This window comes from Stenotrophomonas sp. STEN087 (genome assembly GCF_056759115.1).
On sequence record NZ_JBRRCR010000074.1, the window covers coordinates 1 to 21,509 of the forward strand.

The following is a 21,509-nucleotide window of genomic DNA, read 5'->3' on the forward strand; positions in this document are numbered from 1 at the left end:
GGCGTCCGCTGGCGGTGGGGCGCGTCGGGGGCGCCGCCGCCGGGCCACCCCCCCTCGGCCGCCGGCCGCGGCGGCCCGCCCGTCTCCCGTGCCCCCCCGCCCCCCCAACCCCGCCCCACTACCCGCGACTTACAGCCGGTAGGCGATGTGCTTCATCACCTTCGACGCCAGCGCCATCGCGCCCGGGATCGGGAACGGCAGGCGGCGGGCGCCGGCCTGTTCGGCGTGCTCCGCGTGGCGGGCCTCGTCTTCCTTCATCACCCGGATGACCGCGCGGCTGCGCAGGTCGCCCGCGGGCAGGTCGACCAGGTGCTCGTCCAGGTGCGCTTCCACCTGGCGTTCGGTTTCGACCACGAAGCCCAGGTTCCAGCCGTCGCCGCGCAGCCCGGCCAGTGTGCCGATGGTGTAGCTGCCGGCATACCAGAGCGGGTTGAACAGGCTGGGGCGGCTGTCCAGCTCGCCCAGCCGGGTGGCGCACCAGGCCAGGTGGTCGGTCTCTTCCTGGGCCGCTTCCAGCAGGTGCTCGCGGGTGGACGGGTCGCGGGCGACCGCGGCCTGGCCGAAGTACAGGCCCTGCGCGCAGACCTCGCCGACGTGGTTGATCCGCATCAGGCCCGCCGCGTGGCGGCGCTGCGCCGTGTCCATGCCCGGCTCATCGGTATCGGCGGCCGGGTAGGGGCGCGATGCCGGCGGGTTGCCGAACACCGTGTCCAGGGCGCGCTGCGCCTCGGTCAGCAGGTGGTCCAGCGGGGTGGTCTGGCGGAGCACGGTCATGGCGGCATGGGTGGGGCGGGGGACCCCCGATTCTCGCCCGGCCCCGGCCCCCTGCCAACCCGGCACAGGGTCTGGCTTGCACCGGGCCGCCAGGGTGAGTACAATCCCGCCTCTTACGCTTCACCTTTTCACAACGCGTGGCAGAGTTCCGGCGAGCCTTTCGCCGCAATGAGCCCGACCTAACCTAGAGTTCTTCATGAGCACTTTCACTGCCAAGAACGAGACCGTCCAGCGCGACTGGTACCTCGTCGACGCCGAGGGCAAGACCCTGGGCCGTCTCGCCACCGAGCTGGCCCGCCGTCTGCGCGGCAAGCACAAGCCGGTCTACACCCCCCACGTTGATACCGGCGACTACCTGGTCGTCATCAATGCAGAAAAGATTGCCGTCACCGGCAAGAAGCTGCAGGACAAGATGTATCACCGTTTCACCGGTTACATCGGCAACCTGAAGACCGAATCCCTGGCACAGGCGCTGGAGCGCCACCCGGAGCGCGTGATCGAGATCGCCGTGAAGGGCATGCTGCCGAAGGGCCCGCTGGGTCGCCAGATGTACCGCAAGCTCAAGGTCTACGCCGGCACTGAGCATCCGCACGCCGCACAGCAGCCGCAGGTTCTGGATATCTAATCATGGCTATCACTCAAAACTACGGCACTGGCCGCCGCAAGTCCTCCACCGCTCGCGTTTTCCTGCGCAAGGGTTCGGGCAACATCACCGTCAATGGCCGTCCGCTGGACGAGTTCTTCGGTCGTGAGACCGCGCGCATGATCGTGCGCCAGCCGCTCGAGCTGACCAAGAACACCGAAAGCTTCGACATCCTGGTCACCGCCGCTGGCGGCGGCACCACCGGCCAGGCCGGTGCGATCCGTCTGGGCATCGCCCGTGCTCTGGTCGAGTATGACGAGACCCTGAAGTCCGAGCTGCGCAAGGCTGGCTTCATGACCCGTGACGCCCGTGAAGTCGAGCGTAAGAAGGTCGGTCTGCACAAGGCCCGCCGCGCCACCCAGTTCTCCAAGCGCTGATCCATCGCGCCTGGTTGGGCTCCCTCGGGGGCCCGCTGGCTGGAAAAGCAAAAGCCCGGCTTCGGCCGGGCTTTTGTCGTTTTGGGATCGGGTATTTCGTGGTTGCCGGCCAGCGGCCGGCACTACCCGTGGATCCGGATGTCGGGCGGGTGGGGTCAGAACCTTTTCCTGCGGAAAAGGATCCGACCCCGGACGCTGATCCATCGCGCCGGGTTGGGCTTCTTCGGGAGCCCGCTGGTTGGAAAAGCAAAAGCCCGGCTTCGGGCGGGCTTTTGTCGTTTTGCGAACATGCACTTCCACATTGCCGGCCAGCGGCCGGCACTACCCGTCTTTTTGCATGTCCGACCCCGGGGTTCTCTCTGGAGGGGAGCCCCCTTGATGTTCAAGGGGGCGCGCCGACAGGCGCGGGGATAAGGTGGAATGCGCGACCAAATAAAAAAGCAAAAAGCCAGATCTTTCGATCTGGCTTTTTGCTTTTTTATTTGGCTGCCCCTGATGGATTCGAACCACCGATGCCTGAGTCAGAGTCAGGTGCCTTACCGCTTGGCTAAGGGGCAATGTAACGTGAAACTATTTTCTCACTTTTCACACTGAAAAACAACTTGATTTTCAGTGTGGTGGCTATGGGTGGACTCGAACCACCGACCCCAGCATTATGAGTGCTGTGCTCTAACCGGCTGAGCTACATAGCCTTGGTGAGCCCGCTATTCTGCTCATGTGTATCGGGCCTGTCAACACTTTTGTGCCGAGCTTGTGGGCCGACAGACGGCATGGGATAGTCCCGACCAGTAGATTTTCTTAGGAGTCCGCATCGTGATCGATCCGGACGGCTATCGACCGAACGTCGGCATCGTGCTGATGCGGCAGGACGGGCAGGTGTTCTGGGCACGACGCGTGCGCCGGGATGGCTGGCAGTTCCCGCAGGGTGGCATGAACACCGACGAGACCCCGGTCGAGGCCATGTATCGTGAATTGCAGGAAGAGACCGGCCTGCTGCCCGGGCACGTAGAAGTGCTGGGGGCGACACCGGGTTGGCTGCGCTACAAGCTGCCGGCCCGGGCCATCCGCCGTAACGAGCGGCAGGTCTGCATCGGCCAGAAGCAGGTCTGGTTCCTGCTGCGCCTCATCGGCGATGAATCGCATGTGCGGCTGGACCATACCGACTCGCCCGAGTTCGACAACTGGCGCTGGGTCGACTTCTGGTACCCGGTCGAGCACGTGGTGATGTTCAAGCGTGGGGTCTATGCGCGTGCCTTGCGCCACCTGGCGCCGTTGGCGCGCGGCGTGGCCGGGCAGGGCGTGACCGCCATGCCCAAGACCGCGGCCGAGGCCTGGATGCCGGGCAATACCGCAGGCCACGACCGCCCGCGCAAGCGCCCGCGCAGCAAGGGCTACTGGCCACGCAAGGTGCAGGGCGACGGGCCTTCCGGCTGAGTGGATGAACGGTAGCGAGAATGGTTCAGGTCTCTGATTGACAACCATTCTCGTTTCCATTGGAATGGGCATCAGGCCGCTTCTGGCCTGTCAGCCCGGTTCCCGCCTGTGTACGTCTGCATCTGCAACGGAGTCACCGACCACCAGATCCGCGAGGCCGCCAGCCATGGCGTCACCACGGTGGGCGAGCTGACCATGCGTACCGGTTGCGGCGCGACCTGCGGTTCCTGCCTGGACATGGCCGGCGATCTGCTGGCCAAGGCACTGGCCACTCACGACCTGCCGCTGCCCGTTCTCGGCCTGCAGGCTGCCTGAGCCGTGCCCCGCGGCGCCATGACGCCGCGGCTCTGACGTTCCGCCGCTGGCCGCACAGGCCAATGCGCACGATTCGCGTTCCTTCACGCGCGCCCTCAAAGCGATACAGTGCCTGCGTTTTCAGCGTGCAGGAGCATTCCCATGAAGGGCGACACCAAGGTCATCGAATTCCTCAACAAGGTCCTCTTCAACGAGCTGACCGCGATCAACCAGTACTTCCTGCACGCCAAGATGTTCAAGAACTGGGGCATCAAGGAACTGGCCGAGTACGAGTACAAGGAATCGATCCATGCGATGAAGCGCGCCGACGCGCTGTCCGATCGCATCCTGTTCCTCGAAGGCCTGCCGAACTTCCAGGCACTGGGCAAGCTGCGCATCGGCGAGAACCCGCCGGAGATGCTGCAGTGTGACCTCTCGCTGGAGCAGGACGCCGTGGCGGTGCTGCGCAACGCCGTGGCGCATGCCGATTCGGTGGGCGACTACGTGAGCCGTTCGTTGTTCACCAGCATCCTCGATGCCGAGGAAGAGCACATCGACTGGCTGGAAACCCAGCTGGACCTGGTCGAGCGCATCGGCGAGCCGAAGTACCTGCTGAGCAAGCTGGAAGACTGATCCAGCGGCGCTGCGCGATGCGCGTTGGCATGTAGAGTCGAGCCATGCTCGACTGCCATTCGCACAGCAGTCGAGCATGGCTCGACTCTACAAGGCAGTCCTACCGCTCCTGGGCCAGGTAGCCGGTCAACGCCACGCGTGCGCGGGCGAACTCGGCCACCAGCAGCGCCACCGCCACCGCGGGGCGCTGCAGGCTGCCCGCGCGGGCTTCGTGCTCGATGCGCCGGGCCACCGCCGACAGTGACAGTGCGCCGACATTGGCGCTGGATGATTTGAGGGTGTGCGACAGCGCCTGCAGGCGCTCGATGTCGTTGGCCTGTGCTGCCTGCTGCAGGGCCTGCACGAGTGCCGGAGCATCCTCGAGGAACACGGCGACGATCTGCAGTGCGGCCGGGCCGATCACATCCTGCAGTTCTTCAAGCACGCTGCGGTCCAGCACCGGCTGCGGCGGGGTGTCCGCGTCGGGCGCGGGAGGAAGCGTCGAGCCTGCTTCCAGTCGAGCATGGCTCGGCTCTACAGACGCAGGCGCTTCGCCCCAGCGCTGCAGCAGCGCATGCAGGGTTTCGCGGTTGATCGGTTTGGACAGGTAATCATCCATGCCGGCCTGCAGGCAGCGCTCGCGGTCGCCGGCCATGGCATTGGCGGTCATGGCGATGATCGGCAGACGCGCGCGGCCCTGTGCCGCTTCCTCGCTACGCCACTGGCGGGTGGCGGCATAGCCATCCAGTACCGGCATCTGGCAATCCATCAGCACCACATCGATGCCGCCCTCGCGCAGCGCCAGCAGGGCCTGCTCGCCGTCGGCGGCGTTGCGCACGTCGCACTGGAAGACCCGCAGCAGCTGTTCGGCCACCATGCGGTTGACCGCGTTGTCCTCCACCAGCAGCACGCGCAGATCCAGCGGCGGCAGCGTGGCCGGTGCCTGGCCGCGTTCGGCGGTGGCCAGCAGGGCTGCCGGTCGCACGCTGGCGGTGGGCGCGGCCAGCACGGCATGCAGGTGGGCGTCGTTGAAACTGGCCGGCAGCTGCTGCTGGCGGGCCTGTGCGGGGGCGGGCTCGTCCTGCAGCCACAGCACCTGCAGCGTGTCGTCCGCGCCGCGCTCGGCCAGCGTGCGCAGCAGCGTCGCCTCGCCGCCACGGCGCTGGCGGGCATCCACCAGCAGCCACGCCGGGCTCGGCTGGCCCGGGCGTGGGGCAGCGCGCAGGCGCTCCAGCAGGACATCGCGCTCGGCCAGCACCTGCACCGGCAGCCCGTGGTGGGCGGCGATGCGCTCCACGCGCGCCTGCAGCGCCACATCGGCACTGTGCAGCAGCAGCGGCGACGGTGCGCGTGCCAGTGCCGGCAGGTCGCCGGGGATCTTCAGCAGCGGAATCTCGAACCAGAACGTGGCGCCCTGGCCGGGCCTGGACTGCACGCCGATCTGGCCGTGCATCAGGTCGATGATGCGCTTGCAGATGGCCAGGCCCAAGCCGGTGCCGCCGTACAGGCGGGTGGTCGATGCATCGGCCTGGCTGAAGGACTGGAACAGCCGTGACTGCAGGGTGGCGTCGATGCCGATGCCGGTGTCGACCACTTCAAACCGCAGCTGGTGCTGGGCCGGGCCTTCGCCCAGGCGCTGCACGCGCAGCTGCACCTGGCCGCGCGCGGTGAACTTGATCGCATTGGCCAGCAGGTTGGTCAGTACCTGGCGCAGGCGCACCGGGTCGCCACGCACCGGCAGGCGCACGGCCGGGTCCAGCTGCAGGCCGAGCACCAGGCCCTTCGATTCGGCAGCGCGCTGCAGCAGCTGCACCACGCCGTCCAACAGCTCGCGCAGGTTGAAGCTGGTGATCTCCAGTTCCAGGGCCTGCGCTTCCAGGCGCGAGTAATCGAGGATGTCATCGACGATGCGCAGCAGCTGCTGCGAGCTGACCGATGCGGTGGCCAGCATCTGCCGCTGGTCCTCGCCCAGGGGCCCGCGTGCGATCAGCTCGAGCATCGGCAGGATGCCGTTGAGCGGCGTGCGGATCTCGTGGCTCATGGTGGCCAGGAACTCGCCCTTGGCCAGCGCGGCCGCCTCGGCGGCCTGCTTGGCCTGCAGCAGCTGCTGTTCCAGCTGGCCCTGGCGCTCGGTGGTACGGCGCAGCTGGTCGCGCTCGCTGGTCAGCACGGTGCGTTCGCGCTGCAGGGCCGCCAGCGCCTGGCCGCGTTGGCGCAGGCGCAGGCCAAGTGCCAGCGCCACGCTGGCGGCCAGCACCAGAGCTGCCAGCAGCGCGACCGTCAGCGGCACTCAGAGCACCGCGTTGTGGAAGTCGAAGTTCAGGTCGCTGCCCGCCGACTGCACCATGTTGCCCTGGATGTAGTCCACGCCGCCGACCCACATCGCCGCCGCTGCCTGCGGATCCTCGATCTGCTGGCCGATGATCTGCAGGCCTGCGGCATGCGCGCGATCGATCGCCCGCCGTAGTTCCTCGCGGGTGCCCGGATTGGAGTGGCTGCTGGAGAAGCGCGCGGCCATGCGCACGAACGACAGCGGCAGCTGGGTGAGCAGGGCATCGGCTTCGCTGCCCGGCTCGAACTGGCTCAGGCAGAAACGCACGCCGGCACTGGCCATGCGCTGGCAGAACTGCTGCAGCGGCACGGTGTGGATGAGCGCGTCGGGCAGGCGCACGTCGATCACCAGTGCGGTGCCGGGCAGGTCGCGCTGCTGCAGCGATTCCAGCAGCCAGTCGGCGAACGCATCGCGCTGCAGCGTGCGCAGCGACTGCGAGACGAACAGGTTCAGCGGCTGGGTCGCGTGGCGGTACAGGTCGAGCAGGCCCATCGCATGTTCCAGCACCTGCTGGTCCAGATCGGCGATGCGGCCCGCGGCTTCGGCGGCCGGAATGACCTGCCCGGCGGTGAGCACGGTGCCATCGGCCTGGCGCAGGCGCAGCAGCAGCTGGTACTGCGCGGTATCGCCGCCTGCCACGGCCACGATCGGCTGGTAGGCCAGTTCCAGCTGGCCTTCCAGCAGGGCCAGGTGTTCCTGCTCGGTCACCGCCTGGCGATGCACGTGGCCGGCCACGCCGGCGGTCAGCAGGCGGGCCTGCAGGGTGGTGCGTTCGATGGTTTCCAGCGCGCTGTTGGCATCGTCGAAGCCCGGCGACAGCGGCGCATAGCCGACCACGCCGCGCAGGTGCACCGATTCATCGTCGCGGATGACGAAGGCGCGCGCGGACAGCTGCTCGCGCAGTGCGGCGGCGATGCCCTCCAGGCTTTCCTCGTCGGCGCCGCGGGCCAGCAGCAGGAAGCTGTTGTCGTTCAGGCGTGCCAGCAGGTGCGGGTGGCCGGCTTCGGCCAGGCGCTGGCCGGCCTGCACCATCAGCCGCTCGAAGGCGGCATAGCCATAGCGCTCGCGCAGGCCCAGCGCGCTGGAAATCTCCACGAAGAACACGCCGCCGCGGTCGCGCTGCTCCAGCGCCGTGCTGAGCTGCTGCAGCACGTGGTGGCGGGTCGGCAGGCCGGTTTCCGGGTTGCTGGTGGCCGGTGCGCCGCTGGCGCCGGGCAGGGTGGCGGCCTGCGCGCGGGCGCGGCGGATGCGGTTGGCCACGGCCGCGATCAGGTGGCGCGGGCGGATCGGCTTGCTCAGGTAATCATCGGCGCCGCTGTCGAGCACTTCGAACTGGCGCTCCGGGTCCGGGTCGCCGCTGAGGAAGACGATCGGCAGCAGCTGCATGCCCGGCTGCTGGCGGATCATCGCGGTCAGGCGCATGCCATCCAGGCCCGGCAGATGCAGGTCCATCAGGATCAGGTCGGGGCGCAGTTCGCGCATGGCCTGCTGCACGCCATCGGCATCGGACAGCACCTCGGCCTGCATGCCGGCACCGTGCAGCACGCTCTGCGCGAACAGGGCCTGGGCACGGTCGTCTTCGACGATCAGCACGCGGTACGGCGAGTCCGAGGCGGCGGGTGCATCGTTGCCGTTGCCTGCGTCGATCAGCGCGGAGGGCTGCGCGGAAGGCAGCGGCGGCGGCGTGCCCAGGCTGCCGCCCGCATCGGCCGGTGCGGAGGAGACCGCGACAAGCGTGGGCGCAGCGGCGGGCGAGGTGTTTGCCCAGCGCTGCCAATGATCGGCCGGTGGGGTTTCAGCGCGTCCGGGGCGTGCGCCCGCGGGGGATTCATTTGCGGACATCAAAGCTCCTGGTGTTCGCCGCCATTATGCGCCAAGCCCGACATTCAACCGGTGCGCGGCTGGCCTGATGCGGCCGTACCGCCAGCTCGTGCAAGCCATCGCACGCCCTTCCACAACGTGCGCCAGACCATCCACACCAGCAGGGCGCCGGCCAGGCTGCAGGCCAGCACCACGACCAGGGCGATCCAGGGATGGGCCAGTGCCAGCGCCAGGCCGCCGACCACCACGGTGTCCTCGGCGACCGAGGCGACCCAGTTGCTGGCCGGTTCCGGCGAGGTGTTGAGCAGGGCGCGGGTGCCTGCCTTGAGGCCGTGGCTGGCCAGGGCGACGCCGGCGCCGGCCAGCAGGGTGCCGGTGCCCAGCTGGCCATCGGGCGAGAGCGTGGCGGCGGCCAGGAAGGCGCCGGCCGGTACCCGCGCCAGGGTATGGATGAGATCCCAGATGGAATCGACGCCGGGGATCTTGTCGGCGAAGAATTCGGCAATGGCCAGCGCGGCCGAAGTGCCCAGCACCCACCACGATTCGGTGGCCTGCAGGGCCGGGGGCAGGTCGACCCAGCCGAGCAGGCCGGCCAGGCCGACGCCGAACACGGTGAGGTAGACGCGGATGCCGGCCAGCCAGGCCAGCAGGATGCCGATCACGAACAGGTGGGCTTCGGTCATGGCGGGGGGCTCCGGCGACGGAACTGTGCGGGGTGCCACACTATCGACGATGACGTGGCTGAACACCACCGCCCCCTGGCGGCCGGCACCGGGGAAAGCCCCCGTTCCTGTCATACACTAGCCCGTCGTTTGCTACAGGGGCCGTGCTGGTGTCGCCATTGCGAGTCCACGGAGACTACCCATGAACAACCGCCCACCCATGCGCGTACAGGTCCGACTGCCCGGTTCCAAGCCGCAGCCGCTCGACCGCCGCCGCCTGCTGGTCATCGGTGGCATCTGGCTGCTCAGCCTGGTGCTGGCGGTGCTGGGCGGCTGCTGGCTGGGCGCGCCGCGCGATGCCCAGGGGCAGCGCCTGCAGGCCGCCGAGAAGCGCGCCGACACGGTGCAGTCGCAGCTGACCGAGCTGCGCCAGAAGCAGGCCACGCTGGAGGCCTCCGACCGCATCAGCCGCGCCGCCAACACCGAGGTGCAGTCCTCGCTGGCCGAGCGCGATGAAGAGATCGCCGGCCTGCGCGCCGACGTGGCCTTCTACGAGCGCCTGGTCGGCTCGACCAGCCAGCGCAAGGGCCTGAACACCCATTCGATCGAGTTCAGCGCCGAATCGGCCGGCACCTGGCAGTACGCCGTGGTGCTGACCCAGAACCTCAACCGCGGGGCCATCAGCCAGGGGCAGATGCGCTTCACCGTGGAAGGCGTGAAGAACGGGAAGCTGGCCACGATCAGCTGGGATGAGCTGCACCAGCGCAGCAAGGTGCCGGGACAGGATTACTCCTTCCGGTACTTCCAGCAGCTCACCGGCAGTGTGATGCTGCCGACGGACTTCACCCCGCAACGGGTGAGGGTGACACTGGGGAGTGGTGCAGGGGGCACCACGCAGGTATTCGACTGGAAACAGGCCGGCGCACCGGCCAGCAAAGGGGAGTAGGCAGATGTTCGGAAACAGCAAATCCAGCCGTGATGGCCAGTTGGTGGTGGATGCCCTGATCGGCAACCAGGTGGTGATCCGCGGTGATGTGGAATTCAGTGGTGGCCTGTATGTGGAAGGCCGCATCCATGGCAAGGTGATCGCCCAGGAAGGCGCCAGCGGCGCGACCCTGACCCTGGCCGAGCATGGCGTCATCGAGGGCGAGATCCGCGCCCAGGTGGTGGTCATCAGTGGCCGCCTGGACGGTGACGTGCACGCCACCGAAAAGGTGGAACTGACCCCGAGCGCGCGGGTGAACGGCAACGTCCACTACCAGGTGGTGGAAATGAACGCCGGCGCCCAGCTGAATGGCCGCCTGATCCACGCCAGCAGCCCGGTTGCGGCCCTGCCGGCGCCGGAAGGCGAGGGCGAGGCGGCCGAAGGCAAGGGCGGCACCGCCGCGCGCCGCAAGCTGGCCGAGGCGATGGCTTGAAAGCCATCCCCGGCACCCCCATGCTGAGGCCATGAGCACGCTAGTTTCCCTGCCCGGCGCCACGCCGGCCGCCGCTCCCGACTACCAGTCGCTGGAGCGGCCGCTGAACTTCACCGAATCGGCCGCGGCCAAGGTGAAGGAACTGATCCAGGACGAGGGCAACCCCGACCTGTCTTTGCGCGTTTACATCGAGGGCGGTGGCTGTTCCGGGTTCCAGTACGGGTTCGAGTTCGACGAGAACCGCGCCGAGGACGACCTGGCGGTGCAGACCAGCGGGGTCACCCTGCTGGTCGACCCACTCAGCCTGCAGTACCTGATGGGCGCCGAGGTGGATTACACCGAGAGCCTGACCGGTGCGCAGTTCGTGATCCGCAACCCGAACGCGAAGACCACCTGCGGCTGCGGCAGCAGCTTCAGCATGTAATGCCGGGCGCGGGGCCGATGCCCTGCGCCACCGTTGTGCGCAACGCCGACTGATTGCGCACATCCCCGACCTTGCCACCTGCGGCAATTGGCGGCAGGCTTGTCGGATGCCCAATACTCCTTCGCCGCTTTCCGGTTTCGCCTTCGTGGCGGAGCCGCTCGAGCGCGCCGATGCCCTGCGCGATGATGCCGATGCCCTGGCACGCCTGTGGCCGGATGCGCGCATTCTTGTCCTGGACCAGGACGGCACCGCCTTCACCGGCGAGGACGACCAGCCGGTCGCGCTGACCGGCGCCGACATCGGCGGTGGCCCCGGTTCGGCCATCTTCCTCGGCCTGCGCGCGGGCCAGGCCTGGTTCTCCGTCGAAGCTGCCAACGTCACCCAGAGCGCACCGCGCCGACTCGACCTGCGCCAGGCCGCGCTGCTGTGGAGCGTGGCCGATGCCACCGCCTTCAGCTATGCCCGCGGCATGTCCTACTGGCATTCGCGCACGCGCTTCTGCGGCGTGTGCGGTGGTGCGGTGGCCTTCGCCCGCGGCGGCTTCGTCGGCCGCTGCGCGCAGTGCGCCACCGAGCATTACCCGCGCGTCGACCCGGCGGTGATCGTGGCCGTGGAAAACCAGGGCCGCCTGCTGCTGGGCCGCCAGTCCAACTGGGCGCCGCGCCGCTATTCGGTGTTGGCCGGCTTCGTCGAACCCGGCGAGACCTTCGAGCAGACCGTCGCGCGCGAGGTGCATGAGGAGAGCAAGGTGCGGGTGACGTCCTGCCAGTACCTGGGCTCGCAGCCGTGGCCGTTCCCCGGCGCGCTGATGGTGGGCTTCCGCGCGCAGGCACAGGACGACGTGCCGACCGTCGATGGCGAGCTGGAAGACGCTCGCTGGTTCACCGCCGAAGAGGTGGGGGCGGCGCTGGCGCGTGATGTCGAGGACGATGGGGAGGGCATCCGCCTGTCGCCGCCGATCTCGATCTCGCGCGGCCTGATCGAACACTGGTACCGGCAGCAGCAGGGCTGATCCCTGCGGCTGTGCCGGCGTGCGCGGGCGGCAGCATTGCCGCCACCTGAACACGCGTCGGGTTACAGTCCGGTTCACCGCTGAACGCGCCGCTGCGACAGGTAAGGTAGCGGCGCAGAACGCTTGTTCGTAGGGAGACCTGCCATGTTCACCACCCTGGTCGCCGTGTTGGTGGCGCTGGCCCTGGGCCACGTTGCCCCGGCCGCTGCCGCCTCGCTGCGCCGTTTCGACGGCTTCCGGCGCTGGCTGGGCTGGTTGGACGGGCATGGCGGACGGGCATGGCAGGGAGCGGCCGGCGTGGCGCTGGCGATCGTGCCGCCGCTGTTGCTGATGGCCCTGCTGGCCTGGCTGCTGCGCGGGGTGCTGTTCGGCCTGCCCGGCCTGCTGCTGGGCGTGGCGGTGCTGGCCTGGTGCTGGGGCCCGCGCGATCTGGACCGCGATATCGAAGCGATCATCGACGCCGACGACGCGGCGAGCCGGCAGGCGGCGGTGCGGCACCTGCAGGCCGCCGGTGGCAGCCTGCGCGAGGACGTGCCCTCGCTGGTCGAGGCGACCGTTCTCAACGCACTGCGGCGCTGGTTCGCGGTGCTGTTCTGGTTCCTGCTGCTGGGCCCGGTCGGTGCCCTGGGCTATCGCCTGCTGGCGCTGACGGCCGAGAGCCCGATGCGCGCGCGGGTACCGGTGGAGCCGCTGGCGCTGGCGCAGCGCCTGCTGGCCTGGATCGAATGGCCGGTGGCCCAGCTGATGGCATTCTCGATGGCGCTGGTCGGCAACTTCGACACGGCGTGGAAGGCATGGCGTCAGGCCCATGGCGAGCGCCTGGCCGGTGACATCGGCTTCCTCGGTGCGGTGGCGCGGGCCAGCGTGAATGCCGAGCTGCGCGAAGAAGCACATGACTACACCGATGCGGGCCTGTTACCGGTGTGGCAACGGCTGCCGGACCTGCGCGATGCGATGAGTCTGGTGTGGCGGATGCTGCTGCTGTGGCTGGCAGTGCTGGCGCTGCTGGTGATTGCTGGCTGGGTGACGTAGATCCACGCCATGCGTAGGTCTCCGTAGATCCACGCCATGCGTGGATGCCTTCTGCGTGGATGGGGTCAGAGCCCTTTGCTGGGCAAAGGGATCCGACCCCTTCGTCCGCCCCCCGCTATCCCGCCAACGGCGCCAGCGATGTGAACGGTGGCCAGGGAAGATTGCGCGCGATCCAGAACGCGGGCAGCAGGATCAACCAGAACGTGGGTCTGCCCAGCAGCTGCATCAGCGGCTGCAGCCAGCGCGGGCGATAGCCCATCCACCAGGCCATGGCCAGCGGCAGCAGGGCCACCAGCATCACCAGCAGCGGGTTCATCGACCACGCCGTGGCCAGGTCGCCATGCAGCAGTGCATGCGCGCAGCGGGTGCCGCCGCAGCCGACGCAGTAGAAGCCGGTGACGGCACGGAAGGCGCAGGCGGGGAACGGGCTGTCGACGCCGCTGGGGTCAATCCGGTACAGCAACCACGCGCCTCCGCCGGCGAGTGCGACCGCCGGCGGAAGTGCGAGCCAGCTCCAGCGCGGGAGCTGGAGGCGATGCATCAGCGGCTGCTTTCCAGCTGGCGCTGGAACTGCTGCATCTGTTCCATGTAGCCGCCGACACCCATCGTCGCCAGCGAGATGATCCAGACCAGGAAGCCCAGGGCGAGCAGGCCGGCGGTCACCCACATCCAGATCTTGGCGTTGCGCGAAGCGGCCTGTGCAGCGGTGATGTCACCTGCCGCCAGTGCCTTGCTGGTCTTGCTGCCGAAGACGATGGCCACGATGCCGGTGCCGATGCCCACGATGCTGACGCACGACAGGCAGCAGACGATGAACGATGCGACCGTCAGGATGATCGACGGCGTCATGTAGGTGGGGATCGGGGCTGCCGGCGTCTGCGGCGCGATGGGCGGCTGCGGAGTGCTCATGGATCTTTCCTTGAAGAGGGTGGGCGCGCAATCTTGGCACTACCTGACACCGGTCGTCCATCGCGGGCCGGTGCCGAAACCGTTGGCCGGGCCCGGCAATACGGGCCCGGATGGCGGCTCACGCGTGGTCGCCGCGCAGGGCGCGGACCTGCGTTTCCAGCATCGGCGCATCGGTGCTGTGGCCATCCACGGGCGCGGCGGCCACCACCTGCACCGTGGCGCGGAAACGTCGCGGCACGCGCATGCGGCCCAGGCGCGTGTCGCGCCGGCTCCACATGCTCGACCACATGCCACGCAGCGCCATCGGCACCACCGGCACCGGACGCCGTTCCAGGATCTTCTCCACGCCGGACTTGAACGGCGCCATCGTGCCGTCCTTGGTCAGCGCACCTTCCGGGAAGATGCAGACCAGTTCGCCTTCGGCCAGCGCTGCATCGATCTCGTCGAACGCGCGCTGCATCAGCGCCGGATCTTCGCGTGCACCGGCAATGGGAATGGCCTTGGCAGTGCGGAAGATCCAGCTCAGTACCGGGATGTTGAAGATCCTGTAGTACATGACGAAGCGCACCGGGCGCGGGATCGTCGCCGACAGGATCAGTGCGTCCATGTAGCTGACATGGTTGCAGACCAGCAGCGCGGCGCCTTCGTCGGGCACGTTGGCTTCGATGCCGTGCGGGCGCAGCCGGTACAGCGTGCGCACCATCACCCAGCTGAGGAAGCGCATCAGGAATTCGGGGACGATGGTGAAGATGTAGATCGCCACGATGGCATTGGCGATGGCCAGGGCCAGGAACTGCTGCGGAATGGACCAGTGCAGCAGCTGGTGCGCGGCCAGCGACAGCAGTGCAGCAGCGACGATGAAGCCGGAGTTCTGGATGTTCAGCGCAGCGAACACGCGCGACATCTGTGCCTTCGGCGTGCGGCTCTGGATCAGCGCGAACAGCGGCACCACGAACACGCCGGTGAACAGGCCGATACCGATCAGGTCGATGACGATGCGCACGCTGCCCGGCTGCTGCAGGAAGGCCAGCACGCCCAGGTTCTGCACGGTCGCCTCGCCGGTGCGGGCGAAGTACAGGTCCAGCAGGAAGGCGGTCATGCCGAAGGCGCCCAGCGGCACCAGGCCGATTTCCACCGTGCGCGCCGACAGCTTCTCGCACAGCAGCGAGCCGACGCCGGTGCCGACCGAGAACAGCGCCAGCGCGAACAGGTACAGCTTGGGCTCGCCGCCGAGGTTGACCAATGCGTAGTTGGGCAGCTGCGAGGTCAGCACGGTGCCGACGAACCAGAACCAGGACACGCCGAGGATGGCGTTGCGCACCGCCTTCTGCTGCCGCGCCATGCGCAGCACCACCAGCGACTCGGGCAGCGGGTTCCAGTTGATCTTCAGGTCCGGATCGCCGGCATCGACGCGCGGGATCATCCGTGCGGCGAGGTTGCCGCAGATCGCCAGCGCGATGACCGCCGTTGCCGCCACGACCGGGCCGTGGCTGCCGGCCAGCAGGAACACCGAGCCGCCGATGATCATGCCGGACAGGATCGAGATCGAGGTGCCCATTTCGACCAGGCCGTTGCCGCCGGTCAGTTCCTCCGGCTTCAGCACCGAGGGCAGCACCGAATATTTGACCGGCCCGAACAGGGTCGACTGCATGCCGGTGCAGAACAGCGCCACCAGCAGGAAGGGCAGGTTCTCGGTGATGAAGCCGATGGCCGCCAGCGACATGATCACGATCTCCATGGTGGTGGTGATCACGATCAGCCGCGATTTTTCAAGTTTGTCGGCGATCTGCCCGGCCAGGGCGGAGAACAGGAAGTAGGGCAGGATGAAGATGGCCGGTGCCAGCGTGGTGTACAGCGAGCGCTGCTCGTCCGATACGCCCAGGTAGAACAACAGGCCGATGATGGCTTGCCGGTACACGTTGTCGTTGAAGGCGCCCAGCGCCTGCACGATGAAGAACGGCAGGAAGCGGCGCTGGCGCAGCAGGGCAAACTGGTTATGACCGGACATGGAACCTCCTTGACCGGCGCAGCCTAGCATCCCTGCCTGTCAGGCAGGGATGCGGTAGGTGCGGACCGTTGGTCCGCACACCTCAGCCACCCCACCAACGCTCACACGATATCGTCGACCACGCCACCATCCACGCGCAGGGCGGCGCCGGACGTGGCCGAGGCCTGCGCCGACGCCAGGTAGACCACCATGTTGGCCACTTCCTCGACGGTGGCCGCGCGCTGGATCACCGAGGCGGGGCGGTGGGCCATGACGAATTCACGGCCGATCTGCTCCAGCGGCTTGCCGCTGCGTGCGCGTTCTTCCTCGAACATTGCCGCGAAGCCGTCGGACAGGGTTGGGCCGGGCAGCACCGCATTGACGGTGACGCCGCTGCCGGCCACGCGCTTGGCCAGGCCGCGCGACAGCGACAGCTGGGCGGTCTTGCTGACCCCGTAATGGATCATGTCGGCCGGAATGTTGCGCGCCGATTCGGAGGAAATGAACAGCACCCGGCCCCAACCGGCATCGACCATGGCCGGCAGCAGGGCGCGGGCCAGGCGCACGCCGGACATCACGTTGGTCTGCCAGTAGCGTTCCCAGGTGGCGTCGTCGGTGTCGAAGAAATCCTGCGGGCCGAAGATGCCGGCGTTGTTGACCAGGATGTCGATCTTCGGCAGGCCGGCCAGCAGGGTCTCCACGCCGGCCGCATCGGAGAGGTCGGCGGCCACGCCGATCACCTCGGCGCCGGGCACGGTGGCCAGCAGGCGCTGGCGTGCGCGCTCGGTGCTGTCGACGCTGCGGCCGTTGATGACCACCGTGGCACCGGCGGTGGCCAGGCCCTCGGCGATGGCCAGGCCGATGCCGGCGGTGGAAGCGGTGACCAGCGCAGTGCGGCCGCCCAGTTCGATCTTCATGGGGAACATCCAGCAACGGAGGGATGAACCAGTATCAACCCGGCGCTGTGATCGGGATGCAGCGCCAGCTGCAACACAATGGTGCGGCATTGGTAGGTGCGGACCGTTGGTCCGCACGGCTCCTCAGGTCAACGTCGCCACCGCCTGGTTCGCCGCCGCACGCACCTTCGGCAGCAGCCGCAGCACCAGCGCCATCTGCGTGCGGATCAGCTGCAGCTTCGGCGGCATCGCTTCTTCAATCTGTTCCAGCTCGGCGGCCACCGCGCGGTCGGCATCGTTGTCCTCCTCGCTCACCGGCTGCCGCGCAGTCAGGGCGGTGGCCAGCTGCTGCAGGGCCTTGCGCACGCGTTCACCGGCGGCCAGGGCCAGCGGGTCGCCCGCGTAGCTGTCCACCTGGTCGCGGTGCGCGCCCAGCGCCGACAGATGGCCGAGCAACGTGTTGGACAGGGCCAGGAAGTGGAAGCCGGCATCGAGGTTGCGGCGCACGTGGCCGGGCTCGCGCAGCATGTTCGACAGCGCCGTGGACAGCGCTGCGTCGGCGTTGTGCATGTCGCGGCGGGCGATTCGGTAGGCGAGGTCGTCGCGCATGCCGCTGCGGTACTGGCCCAGCACCGAATCGAGGTAGCGCGAGGCGGTGTCCAGCACGCGGGCCAGCACCAGGTGCAGCTGCCGGCCCTGCCAGTCGGGCAGGATCAGGAACGCGGCCGCCGCGGCGATGGCACAGCCCAGCACCGTGTCGACCATGCGCGGCACGATCAGCACGAAGCCATCGCCGATCAGGTTGAAGCAGGTCAGCGCCATCACCGTGATCGCCGCCGAGGCCACCAGGTAGCGGTCGGTGCGGTTGTAGAAGAACAGCAGCGCCGACAGCAGGGCGATCAGCAGCTGCACGTGCAGCTGCGGGAACAGCTGCAGCAGCGCCCAGGTCAGCACCAGGCCGGCGAGGGTGCCGACCACGCGCTGGGCCAGGCGCTGGCGGGTGGCGCCGAAGTTGGGCCGGCACACGAAGACGATGGTCAGCAGCACCCACGAGCCGTGCTGTGCGTCGAACAGGCGGATGGCGAGGAAGCCGGCGACCAGCGCCACCGCCATGCGCAGGCCGTGGCGGAACAGCACCGAGCCCGGCGTGAGCTGCTGGCGGATGCGCACGCCCATCTCGCGCAGGGTATGCGGGTTGCTGTCGCGCAGGCGCGTATCGACGTTGTCCAGGCTGGCCTCGGAACGCTCGGCATCGAGCAGGCGGCGCTCGATGCTGCGCAGGTTGTGCACCAACAGGTCGAGCGAACCGAGCAGGCGCTGCCACTGCGGGCGCTGCTGGGCACGCAGGTAGGCCAGCGCATCGGCCAGGTCACGGCCGGCCTGCTGGTTGCTTTCACCGTACACGAATGGCCGGCGCAGGCGGATCGCCTCGCCCAGGCGCGCGCAGGCCTGGCCCTGCAGGTCGAGCAGGCGCTGGCAGCGGTACAGCACGTCGCTGTGGAAGAACGCATCGACCAGCGCGCCATAGGGATAGTGCGAGGAGCTGGCGCGTTCGTGGAAATCCTGCGCCATGTAGTACAGGCGCAGGTACAGGCCGGAATTGACGCCCGGCCGGCCGGAGCGGCCGAAGCGGGCGAGGATCGCGGCCTTGGCTTCGTTCAGTGCCCCGACCACGCGGCGGTTCTGTTCGGCCAGGTCCAGCTGGCGGCGCTGCAGGTCGGCTTCGCGCACCGGCTCGAACAGGGTGGCCTTCAGCTGCAGGTAGCGGCCCAGTTCCACGTACAGGCGGGCTACGCGCTCGCGCACCGGGCGGTTGGCGAACAGCGCGGTCCACAGGATCGACAGCAGGCCGTACCAGACCGCGCCGATCAGCAGGTGGCTGGCCGCTTCCACGGCGCGGGTCAGGTCGCCGGCGCCGCCGTGCTGCTCCAGGCCGATCATGGTGTAGATGGCCAGGGTCACCGTGGCCTGGGCGATGGATGCGTAGCGTTCGCCCAGCGCACCCAGCAGGGTCAGGCAGAACGTGGACAGCGCCAATGCGCCGATGAACACCCACGGCAGCGGGAACAGCCATATGACCGAGGCGGCCGCGATGCAGAAGCACAGCAGCGACAGCAGCACGGCCTTGGTCCGGCCCCACCAGTTGTCATCGGTCTCGGCGATGGCGCTGGCGATGATGCCGAGGAACACGCCGGGCAGCGCCGGCAGCGCGTCCAGGTGCCAGCACACGCCCAGCGCGGTGGTCAGGGCGATGAAGACGCGCAGTCCATAGCTGGCCTTTTCGTGGGCCCACAGGCGGCTGAAGCGGGATTCGCGGGTGGACATGCAGGCTCGGGGGGCGGGATGCCCCCCATTATTGCGGTGTGGGCGTGAAATGGGGGGGCGATGTGCGGACCAACGGTCCGCACCCACCCATCTTCAGCAGCCGCTGTGCGGACCAACGGTCCGCACCCACCCATCTTCAGCAGCCGATGTGCGGACCAACGGTCCGCACCCACCGAGGTGGTCCGCATCCACCGGGTTGGGTAGCGCCGGGTTACATCTCCCAGCGCACGCTCACCGCGAAGGTGCGCGGCAGGCCGACGCCTGCGTTCGACCAGTACTTGCGGTTGCCCAGGTTCTCCACGCTGGCGCGCAGGATGACCGGATGGCCCGAGGCGACCAGGTGGTAGCCGACGCCGGCGTTGACCAGGGTGTAGTCGGGCAGCTTCAGGGTGTTGTCGGCGTCGTACCAGACATCGCCGTAGTAGCGCACGGCGGCATAGGCTTCCAGCCCGTCCACCCACGGCAGCTGGTAGTTGGCGTGCAGCACGCCGCTCCAGCGGGCTGCGCCGGCGGTGCGGTTGCCCTCCTGCGAGGCGCTGGCCGGCGACAGCTTGTCGTAGGTCGGGTCGAGCCAGGTCACGCCGCCGCCGACGGTCAGCGCATCGCTCAGGTGCAGGTCGGCGCTGGCTTCCACGCCTTCATACAGGGTGATGCCATCCTGCACGAGGAACTTGCCGGCATCGGTCAGCAGGTCGATGTTGGCGCCGCGTTCCAGCCGGAACGCCGCCACGTTCGCATTCCAGAGCGCTGCTTCGACCTTGGCGCCGATCTCGTACTGCTTGCTGATGGTCGGGTCGAGCACATCGCCGGCATTGATGTAGGTGTTGCCGACGCGGCTGCCGGCTTCCAGCGATTCGATGTAGCTGGCGTACAGGGTCACTGCGTCGCTGGGCTTGTACATCACCGCGTAGGTCGGGGTGACCGGGTAGGTGTGGTAGCTGCCCTTGGTCTCGAAGTCGTTGTAGCGCCAACCGGCCAGTACCGACCAGCCGCCGCCGAGATCGATGGTGTCACTGGCGAAGACCGCCTGCTGCACGGTTTCATCGCCACGGCTCAGCACCCGCGAGCCCACCGCGTCGTGGCGGATGGCCGAACGCTGGTAGAGGTTGGCGCGGCCGATGTTGCTCCACTCGTAGGGGCGGTCCCAGCCCAGCCCGGTCTGGTGGCTGACGCCGGCCACCAGCTGGTGCTGCAGCTGGCCGGTGCGGAAGCTGCCCTGCACCAGTGCCTGGGCCAGCTTCCACTCGCTCTTGCCACCCAGCTCGTACACGTTCACGTCGTAGTCGCCGTTCACATCGTCGATGTAGGCGAAGATCTTGTTGACGTCGTTCCACGAGGTGGTGACGCCATAGCTCAGGCTGGCCTTCCAGTCACTGTTGATCTGCCAGTTCAGCGCGGTCGACAGCAGGCTGGAGCGGGTGTCGTAGTAAGTGCCCGGCACGCTGTTGTCGACGTCACCGGCGATCGGGCGCGGCAGCGAGGTCAGGCCGATGAAGTAGTACTGCGGCGATTCCTCGCTGAGGTCACGCGACTGGAACACGCCATCGAAGGTCCAGGTGAGTGCATCGCTCAGGCGTGCGTCCAGCGACAGCGCACCGACCTTGCGGTCGACGTGACCGCCGTTGAAGGTCTCGCCCTTTTCCTGGTAAGCGTTGAAGCGGTAGCCGAACATCTGCTCGTTGCCGAAGCGGCCGCCGACATCCACGCCGCCGCTGACGATGCCCTGCTCGCGCCAGCCCAGCTGGGCGCTGAAGGTGGGCACGTCGGTCGGCTTCTTGGTGATGTAGTTGACGATGCCGCCCGGTGCGCCGAAGCCGTACAGGAAGCCGCCGGGGCCCTTCAGCAGGTCGACCTGCTCCATCACTTCCAGCGGCCATTCGGTACCCCACGAGGAGACCTGCAGGCCGTTGACGCGGTAGCTGTCGTAGTTCAGGTCGATGCCGCGGTTGCGGATCGGCGAGCTCCAGCCGCTGGCGTAGGCGCTGACCTGGGTGGTGACCGACGGGTCGAACAGGAAGACTTCGCCCAGCGAAACGACCTGGCGCTGCTCGATCTGCTCGCGGCCGACGGCGGTGATGGCGAACGGGGTATCGCGCAGGGCGCGGTCGCCGAGGGCGCCGGCTTCGGTATGGGTGCGTTCGGCGGTGACCTTGATCGCATCCAGGTCGGTGGCACTGCGGGTGTCGGCCGGGGCTTCGGCGTGGGCGCCACAGGCGGCGGACAGGGCCATGGCCAGCACGGCCAGGCGGGGGGAACGGGTGGGCAGCATCGGTGGGGGATCCTTCGCGGACAGCACACGACCGTCCGCGGTGGCGGAAGGGAAGGGGTCGATGGCTGGGATCACGCAGGCGTGCCGGCAAGCGGCAGCGGGGCGTCGCTGGGGGAGGCGGCGCAGGACCGTAGCTGGATGAGAATTGTTCTCTTTTCGTTACGGCCCGTCAAATGGCGTGCGGACCAACCGTCCGCACCCACCAGCACCCGTAGTTCCCGCCCCACGCCCGGACCACCCCACACCCCCCCAGCCCGCGCATACACACCATTGAATAGCCCCCGCGCC

20 protein-coding genes and 2 tRNA genes are annotated in these 21,509 nt (G+C 68.3%); 10 read left to right on the top strand and 12 right to left on the bottom strand.

Annotated elements, in window-relative coordinates:
- Nucleotides 1-129: 129 nt before the first annotated feature.
- The gene (coq7, locus tag ACVOK1_RS16265) at nt 130-774 is read right to left on the bottom strand and encodes a 2-polyprenyl-3-methyl-6-methoxy-1,4-benzoquinone monooxygenase (protein ID WP_164073803.1); all 645 of its coding nucleotides are present in this window, start codon (nt 772-774) and stop codon (nt 130-132) included.
- 196 nt (nt 775-970) lie between these two features.
- On the opposite strand from coq7, the gene rplM reads away from it, so the two are divergent.
- Nucleotides 971-1,399, top strand: a complete 429-nt coding sequence (gene rplM / locus ACVOK1_RS16270) for a 50S ribosomal protein L13 (protein ID WP_005414692.1) — start codon at nt 971-973, stop codon at nt 1,397-1,399.
- Nucleotides 1,400-1,401: 2 nt separating this feature from the next.
- Nucleotides 1,402-1,794, top strand: coding sequence for a 30S ribosomal protein S9 (gene rpsI, locus ACVOK1_RS16275; protein ID WP_005411311.1), 393 nt, complete (start codon nt 1,402-1,404; stop codon nt 1,792-1,794).
- Nucleotides 1,795-2,277: 483 nt separating this feature from the next.
- Here rpsI and ACVOK1_RS16280 read toward each other — a convergent pair.
- Both ACVOK1_RS16280 and ACVOK1_RS16285 read right to left on the bottom strand, forming a co-directional pair.
- A tRNA-Gln gene (locus ACVOK1_RS16280) sits at nt 2,278-2,351 on the bottom strand.
- A 58-nt stretch (nt 2,352-2,409) separates the two neighbouring features.
- A tRNA-Met gene (locus ACVOK1_RS16285) sits at nt 2,410-2,486 on the bottom strand.
- Nucleotides 2,487-2,607: 121 nt separating this feature from the next.
- Here ACVOK1_RS16285 and ACVOK1_RS16290 point away from each other — a divergent pair.
- The 3 genes from ACVOK1_RS16290 to bfr all read left to right on the top strand — a co-directional run bounded on the left by ACVOK1_RS16290 (nt 2,608) and on the right by bfr (nt 4,155).
- Entirely contained in the window at nt 2,608-3,228 is a 621-nt protein-coding gene (locus tag ACVOK1_RS16290) for an RNA pyrophosphohydrolase (RefSeq protein ID WP_481562670.1), read from the top strand.
- 108 nt (nt 3,229-3,336) lie between these two features.
- Nucleotides 3,337-3,543 (top strand): (2Fe-2S)-binding protein, encoded by a 207-nt coding sequence (locus tag ACVOK1_RS16295; RefSeq protein WP_079223871.1) that lies wholly within the window; start codon nt 3,337-3,339, stop codon nt 3,541-3,543.
- A gap of 141 nt (nt 3,544-3,684) precedes the next feature.
- Nucleotides 3,685-4,155: a bacterioferritin gene (gene bfr, locus ACVOK1_RS16300; protein ID WP_108770240.1), complete on the top strand. Its 471-nt coding sequence runs from the start codon at nt 3,685-3,687 to the stop codon at nt 4,153-4,155.
- Between the two features lie 100 nt (nt 4,156-4,255).
- Here bfr and ACVOK1_RS16305 read toward each other — a convergent pair whose 3' ends face one another.
- From ACVOK1_RS16305 to ACVOK1_RS16315, 3 genes are read right to left on the bottom strand one after another with little or no spacing between them, the layout of a single operon-like run.
- On the bottom strand, nt 4,256-6,424 hold the full coding sequence (locus tag ACVOK1_RS16305) for a hybrid sensor histidine kinase/response regulator (RefSeq protein ID WP_481562671.1): 2,169 nt from the start codon (nt 6,422-6,424) through the stop codon (nt 4,256-4,258).
- Nucleotides 6,425-8,308 carry an EAL domain-containing protein gene (locus tag ACVOK1_RS16310; protein WP_481562672.1) on the bottom strand — a complete coding sequence of 628 codons (1,884 nt, stop codon included), beginning with the start codon at nt 8,306-8,308 and terminating at the stop codon, nt 6,425-6,427. It abuts the gene before it with no gap.
- A gap of 44 nt (nt 8,309-8,352) precedes the next feature.
- A complete protein-coding gene (locus ACVOK1_RS16315) occupies nt 8,353-8,970 on the bottom strand; it encodes a DUF4126 domain-containing protein (protein WP_200752381.1) in 618 nt (205 codons plus the stop codon).
- Nucleotides 8,971-9,151: 181 nt separating this feature from the next.
- Here ACVOK1_RS16315 and ACVOK1_RS16320 point away from each other — a divergent pair, with 181 nt between their 5' ends.
- The 5 genes from ACVOK1_RS16320 (at nt 9,152) to ampE (ending at nt 12,835) form a co-directional block, all read left to right on the top strand.
- The gene (locus ACVOK1_RS16320; protein ID WP_200752382.1) at nt 9,152-9,895 is read left to right on the top strand and encodes a DUF6776 family protein; all 744 of its coding nucleotides are present in this window, start codon (nt 9,152-9,154) and stop codon (nt 9,893-9,895) included.
- Nucleotides 9,896-9,899: 4 nt separating this feature from the next.
- Nucleotides 9,900-10,367, top strand: a complete 468-nt coding sequence (locus ACVOK1_RS16325) for a bactofilin family protein (protein ID WP_108770235.1) — start codon at nt 9,900-9,902, stop codon at nt 10,365-10,367.
- Between the two features lie 31 nt (nt 10,368-10,398).
- Nucleotides 10,399-10,791 (top strand): iron-sulfur cluster insertion protein ErpA, encoded by a 393-nt coding sequence (gene erpA, locus ACVOK1_RS16330; protein WP_079223859.1) that lies wholly within the window; start codon nt 10,399-10,401, stop codon nt 10,789-10,791.
- Between the two features lie 106 nt (nt 10,792-10,897).
- The gene (nudC, locus tag ACVOK1_RS16335; RefSeq protein ID WP_200752383.1) at nt 10,898-11,803 is read left to right on the top strand and encodes an NAD(+) diphosphatase; all 906 of its coding nucleotides are present in this window, start codon (nt 10,898-10,900) and stop codon (nt 11,801-11,803) included.
- A gap of 144 nt (nt 11,804-11,947) precedes the next feature.
- The gene (gene ampE, locus ACVOK1_RS16340) at nt 11,948-12,835 is read left to right on the top strand and encodes a regulatory signaling modulator protein AmpE (RefSeq protein ID WP_108770233.1); all 888 of its coding nucleotides are present in this window, start codon (nt 11,948-11,950) and stop codon (nt 12,833-12,835) included.
- A 115-nt stretch (nt 12,836-12,950) separates the two neighbouring features.
- Here ampE and ACVOK1_RS16345 read toward each other — a convergent pair whose 3' ends face one another.
- From ACVOK1_RS16345 to ACVOK1_RS16370, 6 genes are all read right to left on the bottom strand, one after another.
- On the bottom strand, nt 12,951-13,376 hold the full coding sequence (locus tag ACVOK1_RS16345) for a DUF2752 domain-containing protein (RefSeq protein ID WP_108770232.1): 426 nt from the start codon (nt 13,374-13,376) through the stop codon (nt 12,951-12,953).
- Nucleotides 13,376-13,744, bottom strand: a complete 369-nt coding sequence (locus ACVOK1_RS16350; RefSeq protein WP_108770231.1) for a CD225/dispanin family protein — start codon at nt 13,742-13,744, stop codon at nt 13,376-13,378. The genes ACVOK1_RS16345 and ACVOK1_RS16350 overlap by 1 nt, the downstream gene beginning before the upstream one ends.
- A 118-nt stretch (nt 13,745-13,862) precedes the next feature.
- On the bottom strand, nt 13,863-15,752 hold the full coding sequence (locus ACVOK1_RS16355; RefSeq protein ID WP_481562673.1) for an MFS transporter: 1,890 nt from the start codon (nt 15,750-15,752) through the stop codon (nt 13,863-13,865).
- 101 nt (nt 15,753-15,853) lie between these two features.
- Complete coding sequence (locus ACVOK1_RS16360; protein ID WP_481562674.1) at nt 15,854-16,648, bottom strand: SDR family NAD(P)-dependent oxidoreductase; 795 nt, start codon at nt 16,646-16,648, stop codon at nt 15,854-15,856.
- A 123-nt stretch (nt 16,649-16,771) separates the two neighbouring features.
- Entirely contained in the window at nt 16,772-18,952 is a 2,181-nt protein-coding gene (yccS, locus tag ACVOK1_RS16365; protein WP_481562675.1) for a YccS family putative transporter, read from the bottom strand.
- Between the two features lie 211 nt (nt 18,953-19,163).
- Nucleotides 19,164-21,221: a TonB-dependent siderophore receptor gene (locus ACVOK1_RS16370; RefSeq protein ID WP_481562676.1), complete on the bottom strand. Its 2,058-nt coding sequence runs from the start codon at nt 21,219-21,221 to the stop codon at nt 19,164-19,166.
- Nucleotides 21,222-21,509 lie beyond the last annotated feature (288 nt).

What these genes read in the sequence shown, in the direction of transcription:
- ACVOK1_RS16350 (WP_108770231.1), bottom strand. Translation starts at nt 13,744, where the DNA reads ATGAGCACTCCGCAGCCGCCCATCGCGCCGCAGACGCCGGCAGCCCCG.
- bfr (WP_108770240.1), top strand. Translation starts at nt 3,685, where the DNA reads ATGAAGGGCGACACCAAGGTCATCGAATTCCTCAACAAGGTCCTCTTC.
- ACVOK1_RS16310 (WP_481562672.1), bottom strand. Translation starts at nt 8,308, where the DNA reads ATGTCCGCAAATGAATCCCCCGCGGGCGCACGCCCCGGACGCGCTGAA.
- ampE (WP_108770233.1), top strand. Translation starts at nt 11,948, where the DNA reads ATGTTCACCACCCTGGTCGCCGTGTTGGTGGCGCTGGCCCTGGGCCAC.
- ACVOK1_RS16360 (WP_481562674.1), bottom strand. Translation starts at nt 16,648, where the DNA reads ATGAAGATCGAACTGGGCGGCCGCACTGCGCTGGTCACCGCTTCCACC.
- ACVOK1_RS16315 (WP_200752381.1), bottom strand. Translation starts at nt 8,970, where the DNA reads ATGACCGAAGCCCACCTGTTCGTGATCGGCATCCTGCTGGCCTGGCTG.
- rplM (WP_005414692.1), top strand. Translation starts at nt 971, where the DNA reads ATGAGCACTTTCACTGCCAAGAACGAGACCGTCCAGCGCGACTGGTAC.
- ACVOK1_RS16320 (WP_200752382.1), top strand. Translation starts at nt 9,152, where the DNA reads ATGAACAACCGCCCACCCATGCGCGTACAGGTCCGACTGCCCGGTTCC.
- rpsI (WP_005411311.1), top strand. Translation starts at nt 1,402, where the DNA reads ATGGCTATCACTCAAAACTACGGCACTGGCCGCCGCAAGTCCTCCACC.
- ACVOK1_RS16325 (WP_108770235.1), top strand. Translation starts at nt 9,900, where the DNA reads ATGTTCGGAAACAGCAAATCCAGCCGTGATGGCCAGTTGGTGGTGGAT.
- ACVOK1_RS16370 (WP_481562676.1), bottom strand. Translation starts at nt 21,221, where the DNA reads ATGCTGCCCACCCGTTCCCCCCGCCTGGCCGTGCTGGCCATGGCCCTG.
- coq7 (WP_164073803.1), bottom strand. Translation starts at nt 774, where the DNA reads ATGACCGTGCTCCGCCAGACCACCCCGCTGGACCACCTGCTGACCGAG.
- ACVOK1_RS16345 (WP_108770232.1), bottom strand. Translation starts at nt 13,376, where the DNA reads ATGCATCGCCTCCAGCTCCCGCGCTGGAGCTGGCTCGCACTTCCGCCG.
- yccS (WP_481562675.1), bottom strand. Translation starts at nt 18,952, where the DNA reads ATGTCCACCCGCGAATCCCGCTTCAGCCGCCTGTGGGCCCACGAAAAG.
- nudC (WP_200752383.1), top strand. Translation starts at nt 10,898, where the DNA reads ATGCCCAATACTCCTTCGCCGCTTTCCGGTTTCGCCTTCGTGGCGGAG.
- erpA (WP_079223859.1), top strand. Translation starts at nt 10,399, where the DNA reads ATGAGCACGCTAGTTTCCCTGCCCGGCGCCACGCCGGCCGCCGCTCCC.
- ACVOK1_RS16355 (WP_481562673.1), bottom strand. Translation starts at nt 15,752, where the DNA reads ATGTCCGGTCATAACCAGTTTGCCCTGCTGCGCCAGCGCCGCTTCCTG.